The organism is Vibrio sp. YT-19(2023) (assembly GCF_033337395.1).
On the sequence record NZ_JAWOQN010000003.1, the window covers coordinates 210,370 to 231,552 of the forward strand.

17 protein-coding genes are annotated in these 21,183 nt (G+C 43.5%); 2 read left to right on the forward strand and 15 right to left on the reverse strand.

The genetic code is table 11. The features are described from left to right. The first annotated feature begins 242 nt into the window (after positions 1-242). Positions 243-1,946 (forward strand): putative bifunctional diguanylate cyclase/phosphodiesterase, encoded by a 1,704-nt coding sequence (locus tag R7E78_RS04120; RefSeq protein WP_318057675.1) that lies wholly within the window; start codon positions 243-245, stop codon positions 1,944-1,946. A gap of 107 nt (positions 1,947-2,053) precedes the next feature. Here R7E78_RS04120 and R7E78_RS04125 read toward each other — a convergent pair whose 3' ends face one another. From R7E78_RS04125 to R7E78_RS04145, 5 genes are all read right to left on the reverse strand, one after another. After that, complete coding sequence (locus tag R7E78_RS04125; protein WP_213880467.1) at positions 2,054-2,527, reverse strand: response regulator; 474 nt, start codon at positions 2,525-2,527, stop codon at positions 2,054-2,056. Next, complete coding sequence (locus R7E78_RS04130; RefSeq protein WP_005389108.1) at positions 2,514-3,851, reverse strand: ATP-binding protein; 1,338 nt, start codon at positions 3,849-3,851, stop codon at positions 2,514-2,516. The genes R7E78_RS04125 and R7E78_RS04130 overlap by 14 nt, the downstream gene beginning before the upstream one ends. 3 nt (positions 3,852-3,854) lie before the next feature. Then, the gene (locus R7E78_RS04135; RefSeq protein WP_318057676.1) at positions 3,855-5,273 is read right to left on the reverse strand and encodes an SLC13 family permease; all 1,419 of its coding nucleotides are present in this window, start codon (positions 5,271-5,273) and stop codon (positions 3,855-3,857) included. Positions 5,274-5,510: 237 nt separating this feature from the next. Then, the gene (locus R7E78_RS04140; RefSeq protein WP_005377747.1) at positions 5,511-5,975 is read right to left on the reverse strand and encodes a GNAT family N-acetyltransferase; all 465 of its coding nucleotides are present in this window, start codon (positions 5,973-5,975) and stop codon (positions 5,511-5,513) included. Positions 5,976-6,010: 35 nt separating this feature from the next. Continuing rightward, entirely contained in the window at positions 6,011-6,373 is a 363-nt protein-coding gene (locus R7E78_RS04145; RefSeq protein ID WP_053350584.1) for a hypothetical protein, read from the reverse strand. 478 nt (positions 6,374-6,851) lie between these two features. On the opposite strand from R7E78_RS04145, the gene R7E78_RS04150 reads away from it, so the two are divergent. Further along, positions 6,852-7,409 carry a DUF3750 domain-containing protein gene (locus R7E78_RS04150; RefSeq protein ID WP_262635335.1) on the forward strand — a complete coding sequence of 186 codons (558 nt, stop codon included), beginning with the start codon at positions 6,852-6,854 and terminating at the stop codon, positions 7,407-7,409. Between the two features lie 51 nt (positions 7,410-7,460). On the opposite strand, the gene R7E78_RS04155 is transcribed toward R7E78_RS04150, so the two are convergent. The 10 genes from R7E78_RS04155 to R7E78_RS04200 all read right to left on the reverse strand — a co-directional run bounded on the left by R7E78_RS04155 (position 7,461) and on the right by R7E78_RS04200 (position 21,137). Next, positions 7,461-9,038: a sensor domain-containing diguanylate cyclase gene (locus R7E78_RS04155; protein WP_005389121.1), complete on the reverse strand. Its 1,578-nt coding sequence runs from the start codon at positions 9,036-9,038 to the stop codon at positions 7,461-7,463. A gap of 184 nt (positions 9,039-9,222) precedes the next feature. After that, positions 9,223-9,693, reverse strand: a complete 471-nt coding sequence (locus tag R7E78_RS04160) for a heme-degrading domain-containing protein (protein ID WP_053306491.1) — start codon at positions 9,691-9,693, stop codon at positions 9,223-9,225. After that, positions 9,690-10,730 carry an oxidoreductase gene (locus tag R7E78_RS04165; protein ID WP_213901118.1) on the reverse strand — a complete coding sequence of 347 codons (1,041 nt, stop codon included), beginning with the start codon at positions 10,728-10,730 and terminating at the stop codon, positions 9,690-9,692. Before R7E78_RS04165 ends, R7E78_RS04160 begins: the two co-directional genes overlap by 4 nt. Before the next feature lie 11 nt (positions 10,731-10,741). Beyond that, positions 10,742-11,515: a DeoR/GlpR family DNA-binding transcription regulator gene (locus R7E78_RS04170; protein WP_318057677.1), complete on the reverse strand. Its 774-nt coding sequence runs from the start codon at positions 11,513-11,515 to the stop codon at positions 10,742-10,744. Positions 11,516-11,693: 178 nt separating this feature from the next. After that, complete coding sequence (locus tag R7E78_RS04175; protein ID WP_005390219.1) at positions 11,694-12,536, reverse strand: hypothetical protein; 843 nt, start codon at positions 12,534-12,536, stop codon at positions 11,694-11,696. Beyond that, positions 12,526-13,146: an OmpA family protein gene (locus tag R7E78_RS04180; protein WP_262635332.1), complete on the reverse strand. Its 621-nt coding sequence runs from the start codon at positions 13,144-13,146 to the stop codon at positions 12,526-12,528. Before R7E78_RS04180 ends, R7E78_RS04175 begins: the two co-directional genes overlap by 11 nt. After that, entirely contained in the window at positions 13,139-14,452 is a 1,314-nt protein-coding gene (locus R7E78_RS04185) for a TolC family outer membrane protein (protein WP_033905223.1), read from the reverse strand. The genes R7E78_RS04180 and R7E78_RS04185 overlap by 8 nt, the downstream gene beginning before the upstream one ends. A 15-nt stretch (positions 14,453-14,467) precedes the next feature. Beyond that, the gene (locus tag R7E78_RS04190; RefSeq protein WP_262635331.1) at positions 14,468-15,781 is read right to left on the reverse strand and encodes an HlyD family type I secretion periplasmic adaptor subunit; all 1,314 of its coding nucleotides are present in this window, start codon (positions 15,779-15,781) and stop codon (positions 14,468-14,470) included. Continuing rightward, a complete protein-coding gene (locus R7E78_RS04195) occupies positions 15,778-17,949 on the reverse strand; it encodes a type I secretion system permease/ATPase (RefSeq protein WP_318057678.1) in 2,172 nt (723 codons plus the stop codon). Before R7E78_RS04195 ends, R7E78_RS04190 begins: the two co-directional genes overlap by 4 nt. Continuing rightward, positions 17,946-21,137 carry a hypothetical protein gene (locus R7E78_RS04200; protein WP_318057679.1) on the reverse strand — a complete coding sequence of 1,064 codons (3,192 nt, stop codon included), beginning with the start codon at positions 21,135-21,137 and terminating at the stop codon, positions 17,946-17,948. The genes R7E78_RS04195 and R7E78_RS04200 overlap by 4 nt, the downstream gene beginning before the upstream one ends. Positions 21,138-21,183: the final 46 nt, after the last annotated feature.

The following is a 21,183-nucleotide window of genomic DNA, read 5'->3' on the forward strand; positions in this document are numbered from 1 at the left end:
ATAGATTGCGGACGGCATCAATAACTGTATTTTATAAATGATTTTTACTGTTGACTATTTTTTATAAATGTCGATGATTAGCCGCCTAATCTTAGTATGTTATTAACCTAGTAGCGCATAAAATGATAGCCAAACAATTTGAACTGACACTTTTGTGATTGTAATGTACGCCAGCAGATCAACTCTATGTTATCAACCCCAACACTCATCTCTGATGCTAAAAGGCTCGAGGAGGAAATATCTTGACCACCATATTTGACCAACAAGTCTCAGATAGTGACCGAGAGTTCCTAAAAATCGTCGAAGAACGATTCATTCATATCTTCGATGTATTTAACGAAGGCCTCTTTTACATGGATGAGTTTGGCACCATGGTATTTTATAACAAGGGCTTTTATGAGCAGCTTGGTATCAACGCTGGTCGAATCAGCTTAGAGCAATGGTTAGACCTTGTTCACCCTCTCGATCGAGAAAGACTCTCCACTCGGGTCGATGCTCACATCATTACCAACAACACGAGGGTCACAACGACCTACCGCGTGCGTAAACCCAATGGACAGTACGTCTGGATTGAAGGCGTAGCCATGACCAAAGAAACAGAACATGGTCATTATATGGTTGGTAGCCACCGTGATATTTCTGAACGCAAGCTGATGGAAAGCTACATTCATCAAGTCGCATTTCATGACAATGCGTCAGGTATGGCTAATCGCGCCCATCTCTTGCTGGATATTGAAGATAGTGCGCGAGCCACTGATTCTTGTGCATCTATCTGTTACATTCAGATAGAAGAGATTAAATCTTACTTAAATCAATATGGCAGCGAGTTGGTCGATGGGTTAGTGGAAAAATTGCTACAAACTCTCAGTCACCTACCTTCTCCAAATAGTTCTGTATATCGCGTACATGATGATGACTTTGCGATTTTGATTCACGATGAATGCTCGGTAGAAACGCTGCAAAGTTACGCCGAAAGTTTAAAGGAAACCTACCACGAGGCAGTGATTGAAGAGGGCCAATACTTAGGAAGTAACATTAGTATTGGTTTGTATCCTTGCATAGATCCAAGTCACTCAGCAGAGGAAATATTACGTAAAGCAGCACGAACTTGTCAGTACGCAAGCGAGCAGAATAAAGACCGTGTTGCGGTTTACAGTGAGAAAACTCAGCATGCCGTAGACCGTTATTTCTTTATTGAACAAGGTCTAAAAAGTGCACTAGAAAAACAGACATTAAGCGTTAAGTTTCAGCCAATTATTGACGCCAAAAGCTCAAAAGTAGTGAGCTTCGAATCTCTGGTTCGCTGGCGTAGCAAAGAGTTTGGCGAAATTTATCCAGACGAATTCATCCCCGTTGCAGAGAACAAAGGTTTGATTGTCGAACTCGGATATCAAGTCTTTGCCAAAGCGTGCGAATTTATCAAAAACTACCGTGAGCGTTACCAAAACCAAGTTCGTGTCAACGTGAATGTTTCTGTACTTCAGTTAATGAACAGTGAATTCCCTGCGCGAATTAAAGCCATGGCGGATGAGGTTGGTGTCGATCCTGAGTCTATTGTTTTGGAACTAACAGAAACGTTTATTTTGGATAATAATCAGACAGCCATTGCCCCTCTGAATACCCTCAGGGAACTAGGATTTGCACTCTCTCTGGATGACTTTGGATCTGGTTACAGTTCATTAAATAGCTTCTTCGACCTCCCGATGACACAAATCAAAATTGATAGGTCGATGGCGTGGAAAACACTAACCAACCGCTCTTCACAAGAATATCTGAAGTTTCTTATCACTATGTGCCAGGAAAATAATATTGAAGTAGTGATTGAAGGAATTGAAGACGCCAAAATGTGTGAATTTTTTACCGAAATGGGCGTCGATTATCTGCAAGGTTATTGGTTCTCTAAGCCACTTTCTGTTGCCAGTGCAAGCCGCTATTCGTTGAGTTAAGCATACTAGAGCAATATTCCGCACGGCCACGTTAAACATGCTGAACTATTCACTATAGATTTCAGACACTAACTGGCCGTGACGAAAACAAGCTTAATGTCCCCCGATTAATGTAGACGTTCAAACACCACACTCTGATCTAAATGTTCGTGATACTGAGTGTAATCTAAGCCCACATCAAAGATATATTGGGTCACCAAGTTTCTAACGCACTCTATTAATTGGCTTGCTTGCCATGGTTTTTCAAAGTAGCGGTCAATGCCTGCGGAGTTGATCGCATTAATCGTATCGGTGTGCGTCGCTTGCCCGGTAAGAAGCACTTTCCTCGTAAAGCCAAAACGACCGTCTTTTGATACATCGGCCAGCAGCTCTACTCCCGTTTTACCTGGCATCACATGATCGGAAATAATCAATGCGATCATCTCGCCTTCTGCATCAAATTCATCCATCAGTTCTAGAGCCTCACCTGCTGATTCGCAGTCTTCGACATTCAACCATTGATTTAACGGCTCTAAATCTTGTAGAACCGCGCTTAGTACCTCTCGTTGGTCATCAACGCAAATTACATTAAGCTTCTCCATGTTCACCCTCTACTGGTAACTTGATTCTAAAAATCGTTTTTTCACTGTCGCTCTTTACCACAATAGAGCCGTTATATCCGGCGATAATGCGCTTCACAATCGACAGACCTAACCCTAAACCAAACGACAATCCCCCCTTTTTAGTGGTGAAGTTTGGCCGGAAAATTTTTCTACGTGTCGCTTCATCAATTTCTGGTCCATTGTTAGCAATCGTGACCAAAATTTTACCCTTACTCTCCCGAGTATGTATTTCGATACCGGGTTTCTCCGTTTCACCAAGTGCATCGCACGCATTCTTTAATATATTTACCCAAACTTGGACGAGTTCGGTTTGAGAACCAATAAAAGCAGGTAAATCCGCAGGGCTAAAACGAACACTCACTCGTCTTAAGTCACTTTGCAATAGAGCCAAGGCGCGATTGATTGAATCATTGATGTTAATCGCTTCATCCAAGTCGATATCCGTGCGCCCCAATTGTTTTACGGATCGCACAATGCCAACGGTATGTTTAGAAGCGATGCGTAAGTCATGGAGATCTCGCCCCATTTGCCAGAAACGTATCGCTTCTTCTGGTCTTTTTAGCCAATGTTCCGAAAGGAAATTATTTGGAACGGCACGTGCAAGATCACGAGCAACCTCCTTGGTTAAACCGTAGTATTTTTCGAAGTGGCGCCCCCGCTTTCTCGCTTCGCTAGAAGAGACTTTCTGCCCTTGCATTAAACCAAAATCAAAAAATTGACTCGCTTCCGGATGAACTTCTTCAAGCAGTTCCATGATAACTGTCTCTAGCCGTTCTGATTTACTGCTTACAACGCCTATCGCATTGTTCAACTCATGAGCAATACCCGCTGCAAGCTGCCCCAACGTTGTCATTTGCTCTGCGGTATGAAGCTTTTGTAGTGCTTTTTCTTTAGCCAATGCCTCTTGCATTGCGCGCCGTTGACGACGAGATAATTCGTTAACCATCACAGGCATAAATTGTGTCGTCAATGGTCCGTATGTCGCCTCTTCCACGGCGGGCGTATCGCGCTGTATCCAAGCCAATTCAACATCGGTTTGAGCAATCACTGTCGAAGAGGCAGTCCACGTACCAGAAAAGAAACTGTGTACGCCAATAAATGCACCTTGAGACGCAGAAAATACCTGAATCGGTTTCTTGTCATCTTCCGCGTAATAGCCCGCCAGTTCTCCCGACAGCACATAGTACAAGCGATCGTTGTAGCCTGCTTGCTCAATAAGCACCGACCCGGATAAAACCGTTAATCGGCGTTCAAGGTGATTAAAGTAGCGTTGTACTAACGCGTCTAACTTCGTTTCGTACATGGGTTATCTAATATGCCCAACAGTATGTAAAATCCACACCATCACAAAGCTGAGTAATACACCAATCACGCCTAGCACGGCACCGATACGAGCCATTTGGCCGCTCTCGACATGCCCTGTTGCATGAGCTAACGCGTTTGGTGGCGTACTGATTGGTAACGACATACCGAGTGAAGCGGCAAATGTCACGACCAAGATCAGAGTAACTTCACCGCCGAGAGGCGTTAACGAAGCCATAGAAGTACCCAGCGCAGCCATAATCGGCATCAGCAAGTTTGCGGTGGCTGTATGCGACATAAAGTTTGCCATTAACAAGCACAAGAAAGCCGCACCAAACAAGACAACGTATGGCGAGAACTGATCAAACGGAATGCTGTGTACCACCAGCTTCGCAAGCCCGGTTTTATCTAGAGCAAGGCCCAGAGCAATACCGCCTGACACCAACCAAAGCACATCCCAAGAGATTTTCTTCAAGTCCTCTTTGTTGATGATGCCCGTCAATGAGAACACTGCGACCGGAATTAATGCTACTGTGTAAGAATTCATTCCATGTGCAGAACCCATCAACCAAAGAATAATCGTGCCGGCAAAGGTGACGTAAACCATTATTGCTTTGGGTGTTTTCAAAAACTTGCTTTTAATGTTCAGATCGATGGTGGTTTGTTCGGCTTTATACAAAAAGCCAATCAGAAACCAGGCTAACGCCATCATCACAATAACGAATGGCACACCAAATACCATCCATTCACCAAACGTAATTAAGTTGTCACCAACCAAATATTTTAGGGCGATGGCATTCGGTGGCGTGCCGATTGGAGTACCAATGCCACCAATGTTGGCTGCAACAGGAATACACAAGGCGAATGCAATTCGACCTGGGTCTTTAGGTCCGAAAACCGCTATCACAGGGGTTAAAATGGACAACATCATCGCTGTTGTTGCGGTGTTTGACATAAACATGGAAAAAACAGCGGTGATCAGCATCAACCCCAGCATAACGAACTTTGGTTTTTGTCCAAATGGTTTGAGTAACACTCGGGCTAAGTTGACATCTAACCTGTACTTTGTCGCCGCCATAGCCAAAAAGAAACCGCCGAGGAAGAGCATGATAATCGGACTAGCGAAGGTCGCCATTATCTCGTTGTATTGTAATAGCTCACCAAAATGTGGCTGCCCTTCTTGCAAACGAAAGAGCACAATACCTTTATTTGATACAAGCAATAGCTCTAGGACAATGATCACAACCGAAGTGGCGTAGATTGGAATTGGCTCGAATACCCAGCAAAGTGCGGCAAGCAAGAAGATTGCAATCACTCTTTGCTGGACGATAGTAATGCCATCAAATGGGAACGCAGAGAGAGGCATCAACCAAACAAGCAATGGTATCAATGTTGGAACAACGTATTTGAGATAAGGGCGCATAGTACTACTTCTCTTCCTGAGATGGTTAGCCAGACACATTTGGCGTTTGGAACGCTATTACCCGCCGCAAAACCAAAACTTTCAGACTGTTTTTAAGCCTTCAGAGACGAAATGCGGTAATGGCGTTCCAGAGAAGATTATGTACACTGTTTTCAAACAAAACGTTGGTGCGAGATCAATGAACTCGTTTTCACATTGGAAAACATTTTATATCTGTGTTCAAGCTCACTATTTAAGTTAAATATACTTTTCCATCATAAAGTTAGTTAAGGTTTCTCCCCTAACCTCAACATGTTGTCGAGACTTAACTGTGAAACCCATTTTCTCGTAAAAAGGTCGGGCGGTAATACTCACTTCAGAATACAGTCGTTTTATCCCCTGTACTTTCGCCTGTGAACAAAGAAAAGACATCAAATCACGACCAACACCTTGTCCTTGGTATTCATGATGGCAAAAGAAATGATCAATCAAACCGTCACCTTGCAAATCACAATAGCCAACGACCTGCCCTTCTATCTCCGCGACGTATGGTTGAATATCGTCCATTTTTCGTTGCCACACATCGAGGTCAAAATCTGATGGTGCCCAAGCGGAAACTTGTGATTCCGTATAATCGCGACGATTAATGATTCGCACAGTATGGTAAAAGAGTGCCCACAGTGTTGGGGCATCCTCGGTGCGATAACAGCGTATTGAGAGCATCAATTTCCTCATTCCTATTCAATAAATACTAAGCATTAACGCAAAGTGATACTAGTGAACTCATCATTTTCAATGCCAATCACTAAAGGCTTCCCAATCTGATCACTGTTCATCAATACGGTAGTATTCAGCTCACGGCTTGATCTGCGTATATTGCTTTTTCTTATGATATGAATATTCACAATATAATCGGAATACTCCTTTGTGATTCCGCCGGAAAATTCTACGTGCTCACTTTCATTGTCTCGGACAACATGAAATTTTCGATTGGCTTGAATATCAGTACTGATGGAGGAATCACCATAGTTCAGCACAACGGACGTTGGTTCGCTATCTTGATTGGCAAAACAGCCAAATGCGAACACGCTTAATGCGAGTATACTTTTTGATTTAAACATTAATTATTCTATTTCTAGTTATTTTTCTGCTATTTGCATGACCAAACAGCACTTGTTCTGTGAGCGCCTATTGTGCCATAGCTGAACGCTGACTCTAAATGCGCAAAAAGATGAACGATGAAAATTCCGCCCAAAACAAGCAAACGTGAGACAAAGTGAGGGTCCCAAACTCACCCAACCAGCAATGACTCACTGTAAATGTCTGTTTTGTAATGCTTTTAATTCATGTAACCGTGTAAGGAATACATACAACCTCTTACTTTTTCATATGCAACTAGACGAATCGTTCGAGAAATACGGCATCGTCTATGCCACATGTTACAAATCGGCTTACCTTATTATTACGTATGAACTGGGGTTATGGCACTAACCTTCCCTCTCTTTTAATAAGGAGAGAATTTCAACAATCAGACTTGCCACGTTTTTATAGCTAAAATCAATAGAGCGTTAACAGCATCGGTTGGTCTAGGAGCAATAAATGAAAGACCCTCTCAACTTTACTCACCTTGTAAAAATTGGGTTCATGTCAATCGCGGTTATGCTGGGTGGATGCACTCAAGGAGATTGGCGTACCGCAAGCAGAGAACCTGCGGGTATCGCACCCGACCCTTCTAATGTTAAGCATGCTGTGATTGAGTTTTACGCCGCAGACGCGTTTGGTTGGCGAGGCTGGTTTGCCGTTCATACATGGTTTGCAATAAAGCCTGAAAATGCGAACGAATATACAGTGTATGAAGTAGTCGGCTGGAGAGTGAATCACGGACAACCCGCTCTATATCAGTACCAAACTGGGACGCCAGATCGATATTGGTATGGTGCAAAACCAGAAAAGCTCCTCTCCATACAAGGTGAAAAGGCCCGCCAGCTTATCCCTAAAATACAAAGTGTGATTAACCAATACCCTTGGGCTGAAGAATATACGCTGTTTCCAGGGCCAAATAGCAATACATTTCCGGCTTGGGTGGGTAAACAAATTCCAGAATTAGAGCTGAACTTGCCGTTTCGCGCAATTGGTAGCGGTTACGCCAGCGATTAACAGCAAAGGTTAGTCACTGGCTCGTTTTATGTTCAGCATAAAGCGCAATATCTATTGTGCGTCGTCACCCAACTCCGTTCTATTTCTTCCATTATGTTTCGCTTTATAAAGTGCATTATCGGCGTCTTTCATTACTGCTTCAATTGGTGTGTCATTGCCTTTCCAGTGAGAAACGCCCAACGAAACCGTGACCTTACCAACCACCTGGAAGTCATGTTGTTCCACGTTGTGTCTAATACGCTCTGCAACATCCATAGCGTGGTTTACGTCTGTTTTTTCCAAAAACATCATAAACTCTTCACCGCCAGAACGACACAGGTGATCATTAGAGCGAGCTTGGTCTTTCATTAACTGCGCAAACTCTCTAAGTAAATTATCACCCACGTCATGGCCATAATTATCGTTTACGCTCTTAAAGTGGTCAATATCCAGCGCCAAAACAGAGAACGCGGTATTTTCCTGCTTAAACAAACCAAGAACTTTATCTAATCCACGTCGATTCAATAATCCAGTCATCGAATCTGTTAATGTATCCAGTTGCAGCTTATCAATGGTTTTTGACACGATACCAAATGCTTTAAGAAAGCTAAGCTTCAAATGTGAGACCTCAAAATACCAAGACTTAACCAGTTTGAGATCATCGATAGAGGATGAATGTTCTTCGACACCTCGCACAGCACCAGCTAACTGCCAAAGTGGTCTAGAAATAAGAAGGGACAAGAACCAAATTAGCAACAAAGTTAATAAACCAATTGGAATCGACTTAAGGAAAACATTCCACATCTGTTCATCTAGCACAGATAACGTCATCGATTTCGGGCGCTGAGCAACAATTCCCCATCCTGATGACTTTACTGGTGCATAACCAGCAAGCATTTCGACGCCGCGAGAGTTAACAATTTCTTTGTTACCGCTCTGCCCCATCGTCACCGCTTTGATTGCCTCATTATCGTCGATTACTTCACCAACTCTCGATTGATCTGGGTGATAAATCAGAGTGTTACTCTCATCGACAACGTAAAGGAAAGAACCATCTTTGTATGCGTGCTGGCTGAGTAACTCTGCGAGAATATTTTCTTTTTCTAGATAAATAGTGCCGCCGATATAACCTAAATATTCATTAGATTGAGAAAATATAGGGTATGAGATGGTTAACAAGTAATTTCCAGCGGGCGATATAAATGGTTCAGTAACAACCGGTGCTTGAGCGTTTAAAGACTGGCGTTTTCTTTCACCCACTAACCTTACACCTTTCACCTGAAGTGTTTCAGGGGATACAGAAATAATAACCCCTTTTGCATTAACGACAACCACAGAGTTAAATGATTTGGTTTGCGTTCTTAATCTCTCAGCCTCTTTATCAAGAAGCTGAGCGTCATGCATCTTGTCTTTTAGCACGTTCGCACTGTATTTTAGCTGCGACATTGAGCTTTCTATGAAAGAGTCTGTCATTTCAGACATTTTTTGGGCGTAAACACGGTTTGATTCTAACGTGTTATTGATGATGAGATCCCTTTGAACACGATAAATCGAGTAGAATGCGTTGATCAAAGTGACAAGCACACTGAACACACATAGGGTGACAATAAGATTTCTAAGATTGAGTTTTTCTTTTCTTCTAAAAGACATTGCCAATGGCCAACTTTGAAGGCTTTCTATATAAATGAGCGTATAGGTTATATGAAATTGATTTTATTTTCAGGTAGTAAGTTGGGATCAATGTTAATATTTGCTCACATTAAAGAACACTTTCTGAGCTAAAAAGAGAATTCAGTAGCACGATAAAGAACCGTGCTACTTTCATATTTGGCGTTTAAGAGGGTTTTGTCTCTGTCATCGTTTTTAATATATCCACAACTAGCTGATGATCATCTAACTGCGGTAAACCCGATACCGTCACAACCCCAACCAAACCAGACCCAGAAAGCCGAATTGGGAACGCGCCACCATGAGCACAGTACTCACGAGCATCGAGATGAGGCTGATTTTCGAAATCACGTTGCTTTTGCTTGTTGTACAGAGAAAGATAGTAAGAGCTGTGGCCATACCTTAATACTGAGTTTCGCTTCCTACGGACCCAATCTACATGATCAGCGCAGGTTCCTGCCATCGCGTATTGAAATAGCGTTTGTCCAAAGCCGTAAACCTCAATAGCAACAGCCGCGCCGCGAGCTTCAGCCTCTTCTTTTAGAGCGAGGCCGATAGACCACGCAATATGGTGATTAAATTCCGCCAACTGAAGTTCATGCTCTTGCAGGGCCACGAGTTCAAGCGTCAAACTCATGGTTTCACCTGAATCGTTTTACCCGTTTTACTGCTTTCCAATGCCATCTCAATCAGAGCGATATTCTGTACTGCTTGAGCGGCAGGAACCGGGTTATCAGTGCCCAAGCGAATGGCGTCTGCCACACCAACAAAGTAAGCTTGGTACGCGCCTCTCTCCGTTTTGATAGTTTGCGCACCGTCTTCGTCGTAACGGACGCCGTATAACGCCTCATCTTCTTCCGACCAAGCATCGTTTTCCGGCAAACGGCCTTCTTTTAAGTAGCCCTCTTGAGGATCTAATCCAAACTTTTCATATTTAGCTTCCGTACCCAATACTTTGTAGCGGAGATTCGGCTCTGGGCTATACAAGTTTGAATGCAAGTGCACAATATGCTCAGGGTAATGAAGTATCAAGTTGTAATAATCAATCGTCGTCGCACCCGGGCGCATCATTCGACATTGTGCGTCTATCGCATCTGGCAAGCCAAACAACACCAATGCTTGATCGAGAAGATGAGGAGCAAGGTCGAATAGAATACCACCACCATCTTGGGCTAGCTCTCGCCAGCGTTGACGAACTTCAGGGCGGTAACGGTCAAAGTGTGACTCGAATAGCTTTATATCACCTAACTTACCTTGTTCGATAAGAGATTTAACCGTGAGAAAATCTCCATCCCAACGTCTATTGTGAAAAACGCTCAGCACCAGACCTTTCTCTTCCGCCAAGGCGATAAGTTCATTACCGTCTTCTATACGAGTAACAAACGGTTTCTCGACGATGACGTGTTTCCCATTGTTCAACGCACGCTTTGCAAGTTCGTAATGTACGTCATTTGGCGCAGTAATGATTACGAGTTCTGCATCACTATCATCGAGTAAAGTATTCGCATCAGAAAACCACTTAGAATCTGGCCAATCATTTTGAACCGCCTCCTGTTGACGAGAGCTTATCGCGCTCAGCGTTAAATTTGGTAGCGCTTTAATGAAGGGTAAATGAAACGTTTTTGCTGAATATCCGTAACCAATCACAGCGGTTTTTACGGGATCGTAAGCCATTCTAAGATTCCTTATTTCGGTGACACAACAATACATTCAATATCATTGTGATCGAGGAGTTGTTGAAAATCTGATTGAGGGGGATGATCGGTAATAATGATGTCGATCTTTGACAAATCACATACGTGGTGGAAATTGTCGCTACCAATTTTTCGGGATTCACAAACGACGATGACCTGCTGAGCTTGAGCAATCATCGCTTGTTTCATTGTAGCTTCTAACAAACTATTTGTTGTCAGCCCTCGGGATGTCAATGCACACACGCCAATGAACGCTTTGTTCACGTGATACTGCTGCATTTGCTGCTCTGCTTGCGCCCCTAAAACTGCTCTGGCATAAGGGTCAAAGTGTCCGCCTAAGAAATGAACGTCCATTGTGTCGTTTGTCTCAGCAGCGGTCAGCACATCAATGCTGTTAGTAACGACGTTGAGCTTGTTTTCTCCACAACGCGCTTTTCCTGCATAGAGTGGGAGCAGAGATAAAATGGTGCTGGTATCAATAACAAGATGGTCGCGCTCATCCAACAACGCTGCGGCAGATTGAGCCAGTCGATGTTTAACGTCACTCACGGGTCGACTCGCGTATGCCTCGGTATGGGAAGAGATCGGCGCAAGCATGACACCACCTCGTATTCTTTGTAACCCAGGTTGCTGACTCAACTTAACTAAGTCTCGACGAGCTGAATCTCGCGAGATACCAAAGTACTCACAAACTTCAGACAACGTTACTTTATTTTGCTGATCCAGCTTCGCTCTGAGCGCTACGAGTCTTTCTTCTTGTGTCATGACTTAAATTCACTTAAGTGGTTTTAAGCAAACTTGCCACAATAATAGAAAAATTACCAACAAAACCACTTACAACCAACTCAATTGACCAAAGGTTAACCAAAGATAAATGAGCAGCAAGGCAAAACTTCCTAGGACGGTACGTTCACTCAAGCCCACATAGTTAGGCGTATGAAGTTTATTTATACCCGTTTAAAACAACTGGCTCATCTAGCCCTAACTTCACTCTATTTCTTTTAATAAGCGCTTTTGGTAGTGGAATAAACCCAGCATTTCGTACCTGTTGTGTATTGTGGTCGGTTGTAAGGAGTTCAAATAGCTTTGATTTTTTGATCTTCTGATTAGTGTCGAATTGTTTATTTATATAAACGTAATAGACCACGGAAAATGGATAGCGAAGAGAATAGATGCAATCTGTGCTCAAAGAGCATGAGTCATCGTTATGATGAACAGAGAGAGCCTTGTAGCTCGACCACTGTTCTGAGTATTTAAAATCGGAGTATCGCATATAAGCTTTGGCTGAAAAGTCGTCGCTTAAAGCCCGTTTCAATCGGTCTTCATCAAGCATTTGAATCGATGATTGACAACCATTAGAGCTCACATCTGGGTTACTTAAACGCATCTCCCCGAAAGCATACGTATTTGCATCACAGCGTTTCAATTCACTAACGGAAACACTATCTACCGTACTCTTTTGACTATTGATTACGACAATAGCGTTTGCCATTAAAAACAAACGTGTAGGCCTGTGGCCTCTTTCTCGTTGAAATCGGGAGATGTTTTCATCTGACCATTTCTTAGATGTGATCGCAATAGAGGCTCCGTCATTTAGCATGTCGTTAAAACCACCAGACTGAGATGCAAGCGCTACATTTACACTTGGCTCATCTATCAATGTTTCTATCGTTTCTAGTATCTCTGGTTCGACAAAAATCGATGTTCGAGCCTCAGAGTCAGCAAATGCCAGCGGTGAAATCAAACATGAAGCTAGAGCAAAGAAAGGCAAGACTTTAATTTTCATAATTCAACTCCAACTTCGAATTAGGTGTCAACTCGCTGTCCGAACTAAATATAGTCCACGCTTGTTCAGTACTTTCAGCTTTCGTGTTTACAACAGCAATTGTGCGCCTTTCCCGTTTTTTTAGTTGTACCGTCAATGCCGTATTCTGATAAAACTCTTGCTCTTCAATTCGATTATCTTGAATGCCGTATCTCACTAGCAATTCTCGTATAGCTGCCGTCCTTTTCTTTGCCAACGCTTTGTTGTATTCGAGTGACGCTTCAGGGCTTGTGTCTCCTATCAGTATGACTTGCGCATTTGGGTTACTCTGAAGCAGTGCTTTCAACTCGCTTAGCGGCATATCATGAGATGGCGTTACCTGATGCTCATCCATCGCAAAGAAAAAGCTGATCAGGTGTGTCTGCGAGTCGTTGACCCAATTCGCACAGCCTTCACTGTCAACAACCACACCTTTTGGCGTATCTGCGCAGTTATCTCGTTGGTTTATCACGCCATCACTATCATTGTCTTTAAGGTCGTTGTACTGGTAAGTGGTCAACGTCGTATTCGGTGATTCAGCACAGCCTGCTAACATGAAAACTAGAAGACTCGTCACTGCGAATTTATCCATTATTGTTCTCCTTCCAGTTCTCTGGATACTCAACTCGCAACGCATAAGTCAGAATCCCCATCGAGTTGAATAAACGGTAAGTGGCAACCAAATGATCGTACTTTGTTCGGGTATAGTTCCGTCTCGCAACAAACGTTTCAACTTTGGCATCTAATACATCTAACAAACTGCGTCGCCCTACATTGAACTGCTGGATGTACCCTAATTCAGTTACTTTCGCCGCATCAACGTTGACTTTTAAATACTCCATTTGCTGTTGAAGCAATGTATGTGCGTCCCATGCTAGCCTTACACCTTCATTCGCATCTAGTTCTGCATTTGCTCGAATAGCCCTCGCCTCCTCAACTCTCCAGGCGGATGACTCCACTCGGGAGTCTGTAGAAAAGCCGTTAAAAAGATCGTAGTTGACCGTCAGCATAACCTTTGCATCTTCGTTAATGCCTTCAATATTATCCACGTTGTCTGTTTTGTTGGCTGACAGCTCAAGCTTGAGCTCTGGGTAGTAATCCCCCTTTTCTCTTTTTACTTCATGTCGAGCCGCCTCTAAATCTTTCATCGCCGACTGTATGGATGGGTGCAACCTAACCGCTTGTTTGAGTGCTTCGTCAAGCTTATTCGGAAGCAATTCCTGCGGGTAAACAGGCTCAACTAAGTTTTGCGGCGCTCGACCAACTAAACGTACAAATCTTGTTCTAGCATCGGAAAGATTGTTTTGGGCGGCAATCAATGAGGACTGTGTTGTCGCGACACGCGAAGAAACTTGCGCTAAGTCGGAGTTGCTGGTTAAACCTTTTTCTTTTTTATCTAGAATGAAACGGTAGATCTCTTGGTGTTCATTTAGGTTTCTTTCTGTCAGTTTCATCAACTCTCGGGCATGTAAAACATCCACATACGCTCTGACAGTATCTAATGCAACATTTTCCGCAGATGCCAATAAGTCCAAGCGTTCAGCTTCAGCCTCGTAAGATAGGCGATCAACATCAGCACTTGTTTTAAATCCATCAAATAACAGTTGGGAGATTCTTACGCCCATCTCCGTTCTTTCTAATGTTCTATCTTCACTGTCGATGTAGTTTCCGTTGTTATATCGAGTACCTTCGTATCCTGCTGCTGCATACAAATTAACCTGAGGAAGAAATGAACCATTTATGGCATTTCGGTCTCGTACCATCGACTCATAGCGAGAATAGCGAGCAAGCAAACTGGGGGAGCTATCGAGAGATAACGTAACTGACTCCTCTAAAGTCAAAGCGTTTGGCGACGATGATACTGCAAACAAGACCAATAACGTTGATTTAAGCCGCATCTTATATCCTTATGTCTATCTTTCTCTGAGCGAATTCTCTTTCGCACGTAATATAGGTTTTAACCAATAATTTAGTACTGTTTTTTCTCCTGTAAGAATGTCTACCACAACCTGCATTCCCGGGATGATCGTAAACTTATCATCAACCTTGAAAGTAACGTTGGCACGGTAGTAGGCATTGCCCTCTTCATTTTGAAGTGCATCGGCGCTTACGTAGGTCACTTCTCCTTCTAGGCCTCCGTAAATGACAAAGTCATAGGCAGACAACTTTACCGTTGCCGGCAGGCCAGGCCTTATGAAGGCGATATTCTGAGGAGAAATTCTCGCTTCAACGATTAACGTGCTATTACGAGGGACTATTTCTAAAATAGGCTCACCCGGCTTAACCACACCTCCGATGGTTCTGACAAAAACATCTTTGATGGTTCCATCGACCGGAGAAAGTAACTGCGTTCGATTCAACTGATCCGCAATCGCCTGACGACTTTCATTGAGCTGCGCTAGTTGCGTCACAACTTCATTGAGCTGCCCTTGTGCCTCTGCCCTAAAAGCAAGCGCAGTACCACGATAATCTGCGATGGATTCAGAATACACAGCCCTTTGCTTTTGGGCAGCAGCTTGTGAACTCGCGATGTCTCCTTTGAGCTTTATAACGTCTCTATTCAGTTTTAATAATTCCACTTCAGCTACCGCGCCACTAGAAACCACCTCTCTCAGCATATCTCGCTCTTTCGAGACAATAACCAGACTGCTTTTTAGTGTTTGAATGGTATTCAAGGTATCTAGATAAGCTTGCGATTGTTGCTCAATTCGCAATTTAGCCTCCTCCAGCTCAGACTCCAGTTGGCTCAACCGCTCAAGATAGTTTGCTTTGGCATTCAGATAGGCAGAGTGGCCGGTCATCGAAATATCAAATGTCTGAGGCTCGATACTCACTTGTTGTTTCCAATCCAGTTGGAGGCTATTCACTTTTACCGTTTCTAATTCAATTTGAAGCCTCTGCTTTCTGGCGAGCAAAGATTCAACTTGTTCAGAGGTCTCCGAATAGGTCGACTTAAACCTTGTATCATCCAGAATGGCGATGGTTTGCCCCTTAGTGACGCTTTCACCAGGCATGACAAGTAACTCCTTTAGAATGCCTCCCTCTAAGCTCTGAATCGTCTGAACAGACAAAGTAGGAACAACCTTTCCTTCGCCGACAACCACTTCGTCTAACCTCGCCCACGAGGCCCAAATAATCACACTCAGCACTAACGCGGCAGACAACCAAATCAACGTTCTCGAACGGTTTGCTAAATGAGCATGACTCCAACGAACTGTGCTCATCATTGACCTCCTTCGCGTACAATTGATACTGCGCGTACTCTGTTCGTCTTCGCGTTAGACTGTTGTTTAGCAAAAATTTCTTGGGGCGCTCCTTCCCTCAAAATTGTGCCTTTATCAAGCACAACAATTCGATCACAAAGCGATAATAAGGAATGTTTATGAGAGCTAATAATCATCGTCGTCGAGTGCGGCAACGATTTAAGAGCATTAAACAACGCATTCTCAGCTGGCTGGTCTAAGGAACTGGTTGGCTCGTCTAAAATTAATGCTGCTGGGTTTCGATAAAAAGCTCTTGAAATCGCTACAGCTTGCCTTTGCCCCCCCGACAAATAACGGCCTCCTTCTCCGACTTGCGTTTCTAGACCATGAGGAAGGCGACTCATGTACTGGTTCAAACCCGATAATTCTATCGCACGGCGTAATCGTTCTTGATCAATAACATGATGTCCTAATACTATGTTTTCCATAATGCTGCCGTATATAAGATGCGAATCTTGGCCAACCCAACCCGTTTTCTCTCTTATCAATTCGGCAGGCCAAAGCTGACTGTCAATGTCATCAAAATAAACGCTACCCTGTAAGGCACTGAGTTGATTGGTAATAATAGAAAGGAGTGTAGACTTTCCTGCTCCTGCACTACCAATAACGCCAACGCGTTCGCCTTGCTTGATAGTAAGATTAATATCTCTCAAACATGGCATATCAACATCTGGGTATTGGAAGCTCACGTTTTCTAAACGTATATTCCCTGTAAATTCGGCAGACGTAATGACCTGGCTGCGTTGCGCCTCCTGAGGTAAAGACATGATAGAATTTAAGCCTTCAACCGCTGTTTTTGTCTGTTGATAGCGAAGTAACAGCATAGCTAACTGGTTAATCGCCCCTGCAGCACGACCGCTAAGCATGACAATAGCAATGAGCCCCCCCATGCTGAGCAATCCCTCAGAAATTCTGTACACGCCTGTTACAAGTAACATTACGGTAATTATCTGCTGGCTAGATTGAATGGAGTAAGCAACGATATTCGAATAGTTTCGCGATTGATTTTGCCAATCAGAAAGCATGGATACCGTTTGCTCCCAACGCTTTTGTGCTTCTCCCGTAGCGTTATTTTGCTTAATCTCTTTTAAAGAGGACAATGAATCAAACAAGTGAGCTTGTCGCTTCATGGATAGTGCAGCACTTTCCGTATGTGATTGTTCTATTTTTGCTTTTACCGCAAAGCCAAGGATCAGCAGGGTAAACATGACGGCAATAGGTATGAACATCATTGCCCCACCTAGCCAACCTATTAAGACTAAAAATAACAACGTAAATGGGAGATCAACTAAGGTCACAAGAGATGCAGAAGTAAAAAAATCGCGAACACTATCAAAATCTTGTAGTTGTCGAGCGAATGCACCGACTGATGCAGGACGGTGTTCAAGTTTCATCCCCATAACTTTAGAAAAAAGTATCGAAGAAAGCTTGTTATCGATGTACTTACCCGCGGTATCAGTGACAACTCCCCTTGCTTTACGCAATAGCCAATCAAAAATAATGATGACGGAGACACCAACGACCAAAACCCATAATGTACTGAAAGCTTGATTAGGCACTACACGATCGTAAACGTTCATAGTGAAAAGCGGAATAACTAGCGCTAGCGTATTGATAAGGAAAGAGGCAATCAAAAGATCTCGATACCACGGAGACATTTCTTTCACTACGGCGAAAAGCCAATGTTCATTATAATCCGCTTGAATAGAACTTATCCGTTTGTCCAGCTCTGGACGCATAGAAACTTGCCATGCTTGAGGCTGGAATTGATTCTGCAGCTCCGCGCTCGTAACGTATTGCGTTTCACCTTGATCTTCACTAAATAACGTGACTTGATAATCGCTGTTATGTCGCTCAGATATAATAGCGGGTTGTAACGTCTTCCTATTGATTACCACCAATGGAAAGCTCAACATTGCGGTGGATTTTAAATCGACTAATGTGAGTTCAAGATCGGCTCGCTCAGCGGCTCTGATGAATAAGTCACTATCCAATCTACCCTCAACAAGAGGTAATCCAGAAAGCACCTTTTTTGTATGGTGTCTAACCTCAAAATAGCGCATCAACCAAGTTAACGATTGCACCCAAGGATCGTTAGTCTGCTCACTTGATGAGGATGAGTGATGCTTCATGACATACCACCTACTAGCAAGTTGTTGTCATCAATCATCTTCTGTAAGACATTTTCTTCGGCTACGCCAGTCGAGTCACCTTTGTAAAGCTGATCAAGAGTGACGCCCTGCATAAGAATCTGTTGTTTTGTCCCCGCCTCTTCTGGTTTTATGTGAAGCGTTACGCCATCATCATTCTCTGTTAAATCGAGCTTATTATCGACTTCTGTTATCGAGCTAGCGGTGATTATAGAGGCAATGTCAATTGTGTCATTATCATCACCAATAGCGGATATTTGGAAATCGTTGATCACATCGTACGAGGGCTTTAACTCGTTACCGAGCCCTGAACTATCAAACTGGAATACATCGCTGCCACTTCCTCCAATAAGCAAATCATTAGCATCTGTCGCAAGTAATGTTTGGTCACCCTCTTCCACTAAGGCAACATTGACTACCTGAGCAGCACCTTCTGCGACAGTAGCACCCAGTGTTGCAATCGGTTTTATCGACAACGTAAAATCACTTGCACCGCTAAACCCGCCAACGATGGAAAGATCAGCGACATCCTCTTGATCAACAGTATAAATGCCGTTCAATCTTTCACCATGACTCAACTCTAGATCTGTTGGTAATCCGCGAATCTCCACACTTCCAAACTCTTCGGGTGCAGGGTTGACTAAATTCATGCTCAACCCTAAAGGAATACTCCCAGACGCTTCAGACACAATAGACTGATAATCGGCCGTTAGTGTTGGCTCATCAGCTTCAGGGGTAACAACAATGGTTAGATCGGTAGTTTGCACATCTCCAAAATCGGTTTCGAGTGTCTCTGACACTATCGCTTGATCAAACGTTCTAACATTGAGAGCAACATCCATCGTTCCAAATGCATCCTTCGGAACGAACTCCAAACCTGACACTTCATTTGCTCGCACTAATACCGTCGCCACGGCATTGCCCGCGTCATCGAAGGTAAAGGATGAGAATTGAGTTCCAATACGAATCCTACCTAAGCCTTCCAATGCAGAGGGTTCAGAGCTTGCTTTGATCAACATCGACACTTCTATATATTCGTTGCTATTTGTTTCAAAACCGCTCGCTAAAAAGTCAATCGAAATGGAATCACCTTCATCTCCAGTGAACGTGTTAGAGGTTGTATTCAACGATACATCATCGCCAATCGGTTTTACGCCGACGTTGAACTGAGAAGTGGTATAGTTATAGTCGTTTGATCCAGACTCTTGGGTAATAGCTTGCAGTGTTAATGAAATATCCCCACTAAAATCTAGTGGCGGTAGAAAGTAAACCTTATCAAGTTGTGCTTGAGTTAGCTGCCACTCCTTGCTCTCACCATCCGTTGAACCGTTATCAGGGAGTAATTCGAACGTCCCATTATTGTCCCAAACCAACACGGCTCCGTCTGGCACTCCTGTCATGACCAAAGACATCGACTCAGAACCATCTTGATCGATTAATGATGCAGATAAGTTTCCTAAATAAATATAATTATCTTCATCACCAACTACGTCTTCTGTTTCCAGAACCGCTTTATCAACCACTGGGGCAACGGTAACGGTAACTTCTGTTGATTTAGTTTGAGTATCTTTCGCACTGTCAGTACTTAAACAACTTCCCGTGACTTCATCAGTAATGTTTGCGTCAACGGAAATAACAAGCTCTCCACTGTAGTTTTCAGGTGGGATTAACTGAATTTCGTTTAGACGCGTAACATCTGTCACTACCCATGTTCCATCACCGTTGTCAATGAGTAGGCTCGTGTCCACGGCAGTAAACCGCGCATTCTCGTCAGACACAGATAAAGAAACCCAATTGACACTTTCAAGGCCAGTCGCTGCGTCACCTTCTCCAGTAATGGACTGCATTGGCCCTTCACTATCGCCCAATACAAGAGCAAGATTCAGGTTGGTTATAGTATCTTCTTGAACCGTAACTTGGCTTGGTGCTATCGCGATATCATCGACAGCAGGAGAGATTTGTACCGTAATGGTCTGAGAGGTTGTTTTCGAGTCACCATCGCATGGGGCCGTTTCTGTCACTTCTAAATTGAAAGTAATGCAACCAGCAAAGTCCTCATCCACGCCAGTAAGCGTCAAGGAAGACAATCCAGCGCTAGAAATTGAATAACCTAACAGATTGCCCGCATTATCATAAGCAGGTATCACACCTTCGCCAGTAAGCTCGACTCCTTCAGGTAAAGAATCTGCGGCGACAAAGAAGGAAACTAAGTTACCATCACTACTCGCTACATCAGGGTTTAAAAACGCCCCAATTGAGACATCTTCACCTTCTTTACCTACAATATCCCCACTCTGAACGCTTCCTGGTTCACCAGGATCAGCACACTGGTCTCCATCTCCTTCATGGCCAGTAATTTGAATTTGGAACTGACCTGTGATGTATTGAGCATCCGTTCCATCTCGAACATACGCTAACACATTCACATTAAGTATCTCTGTGTTAGATGGGCTATAAATCGATGCGCCAGCAAGCAAATCTTGAGCGGTTTCCAACACGCTATCACTTGTGATTCCCTCCATTGGAATCAGCCAGTTCCCATCGGCATCTTGAGAAGCACCGTTCGGATGAGTAACAATGAGGTCTTGACCCTGCGGTATCTGTAAAACGATGTAATCGAGATACTCTGAACCATCAATATCCGCTTCTGTAAATGTAATGCCTCCACTCACGTCAACAGCAGACCCATCCGTACTTGTGAATACTTCAGTCGCGCCTTCTAAACGTGTTTTGTCAATATCTTCATTACCAATATCCACTTTTCCAGAAACCACGACGCTCAAAGAGCCATTGATTGCCTTTACATCAGTCTCCATCGTAGGAGACGTGTCTGTCACTTCGTACTGAACTTCCAGGCTAAACGTCCCACTTAGGTCTTCATTAGCTTTTACAGTGATTCGTCCACTGTTTAACAACTCAGATAATGTTGCCGAGCTACCATCGAGTAGTTCATTGAGTTCTAACGGTAAATTACTTTCCTCTACTGCATTACCATCAAAGTAAAGTGTTAAGCCATCTGGAATGGATACAATGGTGTATCCTGTCAAGGACTCACTAGAATCTATATCTTGATTAACGACAGGCTCAAGATTTAGTGTGATGAAATTGTCCTCAATACCATTGCTTTGTAATTCTTGACGGCTTTGTTGCTTAATTCGATGAGAAGACATGGTAGCCCCATGTTGTTCAGTTCTTAAACAACATACTGAGTTTCAG

Excerpts from the sequence above, each read along its gene's own strand:
- R7E78_RS04125 (WP_213880467.1), bottom strand. The coding sequence starts at position 2,527 with ATGGAGAAGCTTAATGTAATTTGCGTTGATGACCAACGAGAGGTACTA.
- R7E78_RS04130 (WP_005389108.1), bottom strand. The coding sequence starts at position 3,851 with ATGTACGAAACGAAGTTAGACGCGTTAGTACAACGCTACTTTAATCAC.
- R7E78_RS04135 (WP_318057676.1), bottom strand. The coding sequence starts at position 5,273 with ATGCGCCCTTATCTCAAATACGTTGTTCCAACATTGATACCATTGCTT.
- R7E78_RS04140 (WP_005377747.1), bottom strand. The coding sequence starts at position 5,975 with ATGCTCTCAATACGCTGTTATCGCACCGAGGATGCCCCAACACTGTGG.
- R7E78_RS04145 (WP_053350584.1), bottom strand. The coding sequence starts at position 6,373 with ATGTTTAAATCAAAAAGTATACTCGCATTAAGCGTGTTCGCATTTGGC.
- R7E78_RS04150 (WP_262635335.1), top strand. The coding sequence starts at position 6,852 with ATGAAAGACCCTCTCAACTTTACTCACCTTGTAAAAATTGGGTTCATG.
- R7E78_RS04155 (WP_005389121.1), bottom strand. The coding sequence starts at position 9,038 with ATGTCTTTTAGAAGAAAAGAAAAACTCAATCTTAGAAATCTTATTGTC.
- R7E78_RS04160 (WP_053306491.1), bottom strand. The coding sequence starts at position 9,693 with ATGAGTTTGACGCTTGAACTCGTGGCCCTGCAAGAGCATGAACTTCAG.
- R7E78_RS04165 (WP_213901118.1), bottom strand. The coding sequence starts at position 10,730 with ATGGCTTACGATCCCGTAAAAACCGCTGTGATTGGTTACGGATATTCA.
- R7E78_RS04170 (WP_318057677.1), bottom strand. The coding sequence starts at position 11,515 with ATGACACAAGAAGAAAGACTCGTAGCGCTCAGAGCGAAGCTGGATCAG.
- R7E78_RS04175 (WP_005390219.1), bottom strand. The coding sequence starts at position 12,536 with ATGAAAATTAAAGTCTTGCCTTTCTTTGCTCTAGCTTCATGTTTGATT.
- R7E78_RS04180 (WP_262635332.1), bottom strand. The coding sequence starts at position 13,146 with ATGGATAAATTCGCAGTGACGAGTCTTCTAGTTTTCATGTTAGCAGGC.
- R7E78_RS04185 (WP_033905223.1), bottom strand. The coding sequence starts at position 14,452 with ATGCGGCTTAAATCAACGTTATTGGTCTTGTTTGCAGTATCATCGTCG.
- R7E78_RS04190 (WP_262635331.1), bottom strand. The coding sequence starts at position 15,781 with ATGATGAGCACAGTTCGTTGGAGTCATGCTCATTTAGCAAACCGTTCG.
- R7E78_RS04195 (WP_318057678.1), bottom strand. The coding sequence starts at position 17,949 with ATGAAGCATCACTCATCCTCATCAAGTGAGCAGACTAACGATCCTTGG.
- R7E78_RS04200 (WP_318057679.1), bottom strand. The coding sequence starts at position 21,137 with ATGTCTTCTCATCGAATTAAGCAACAAAGCCGTCAAGAATTACAAAGC.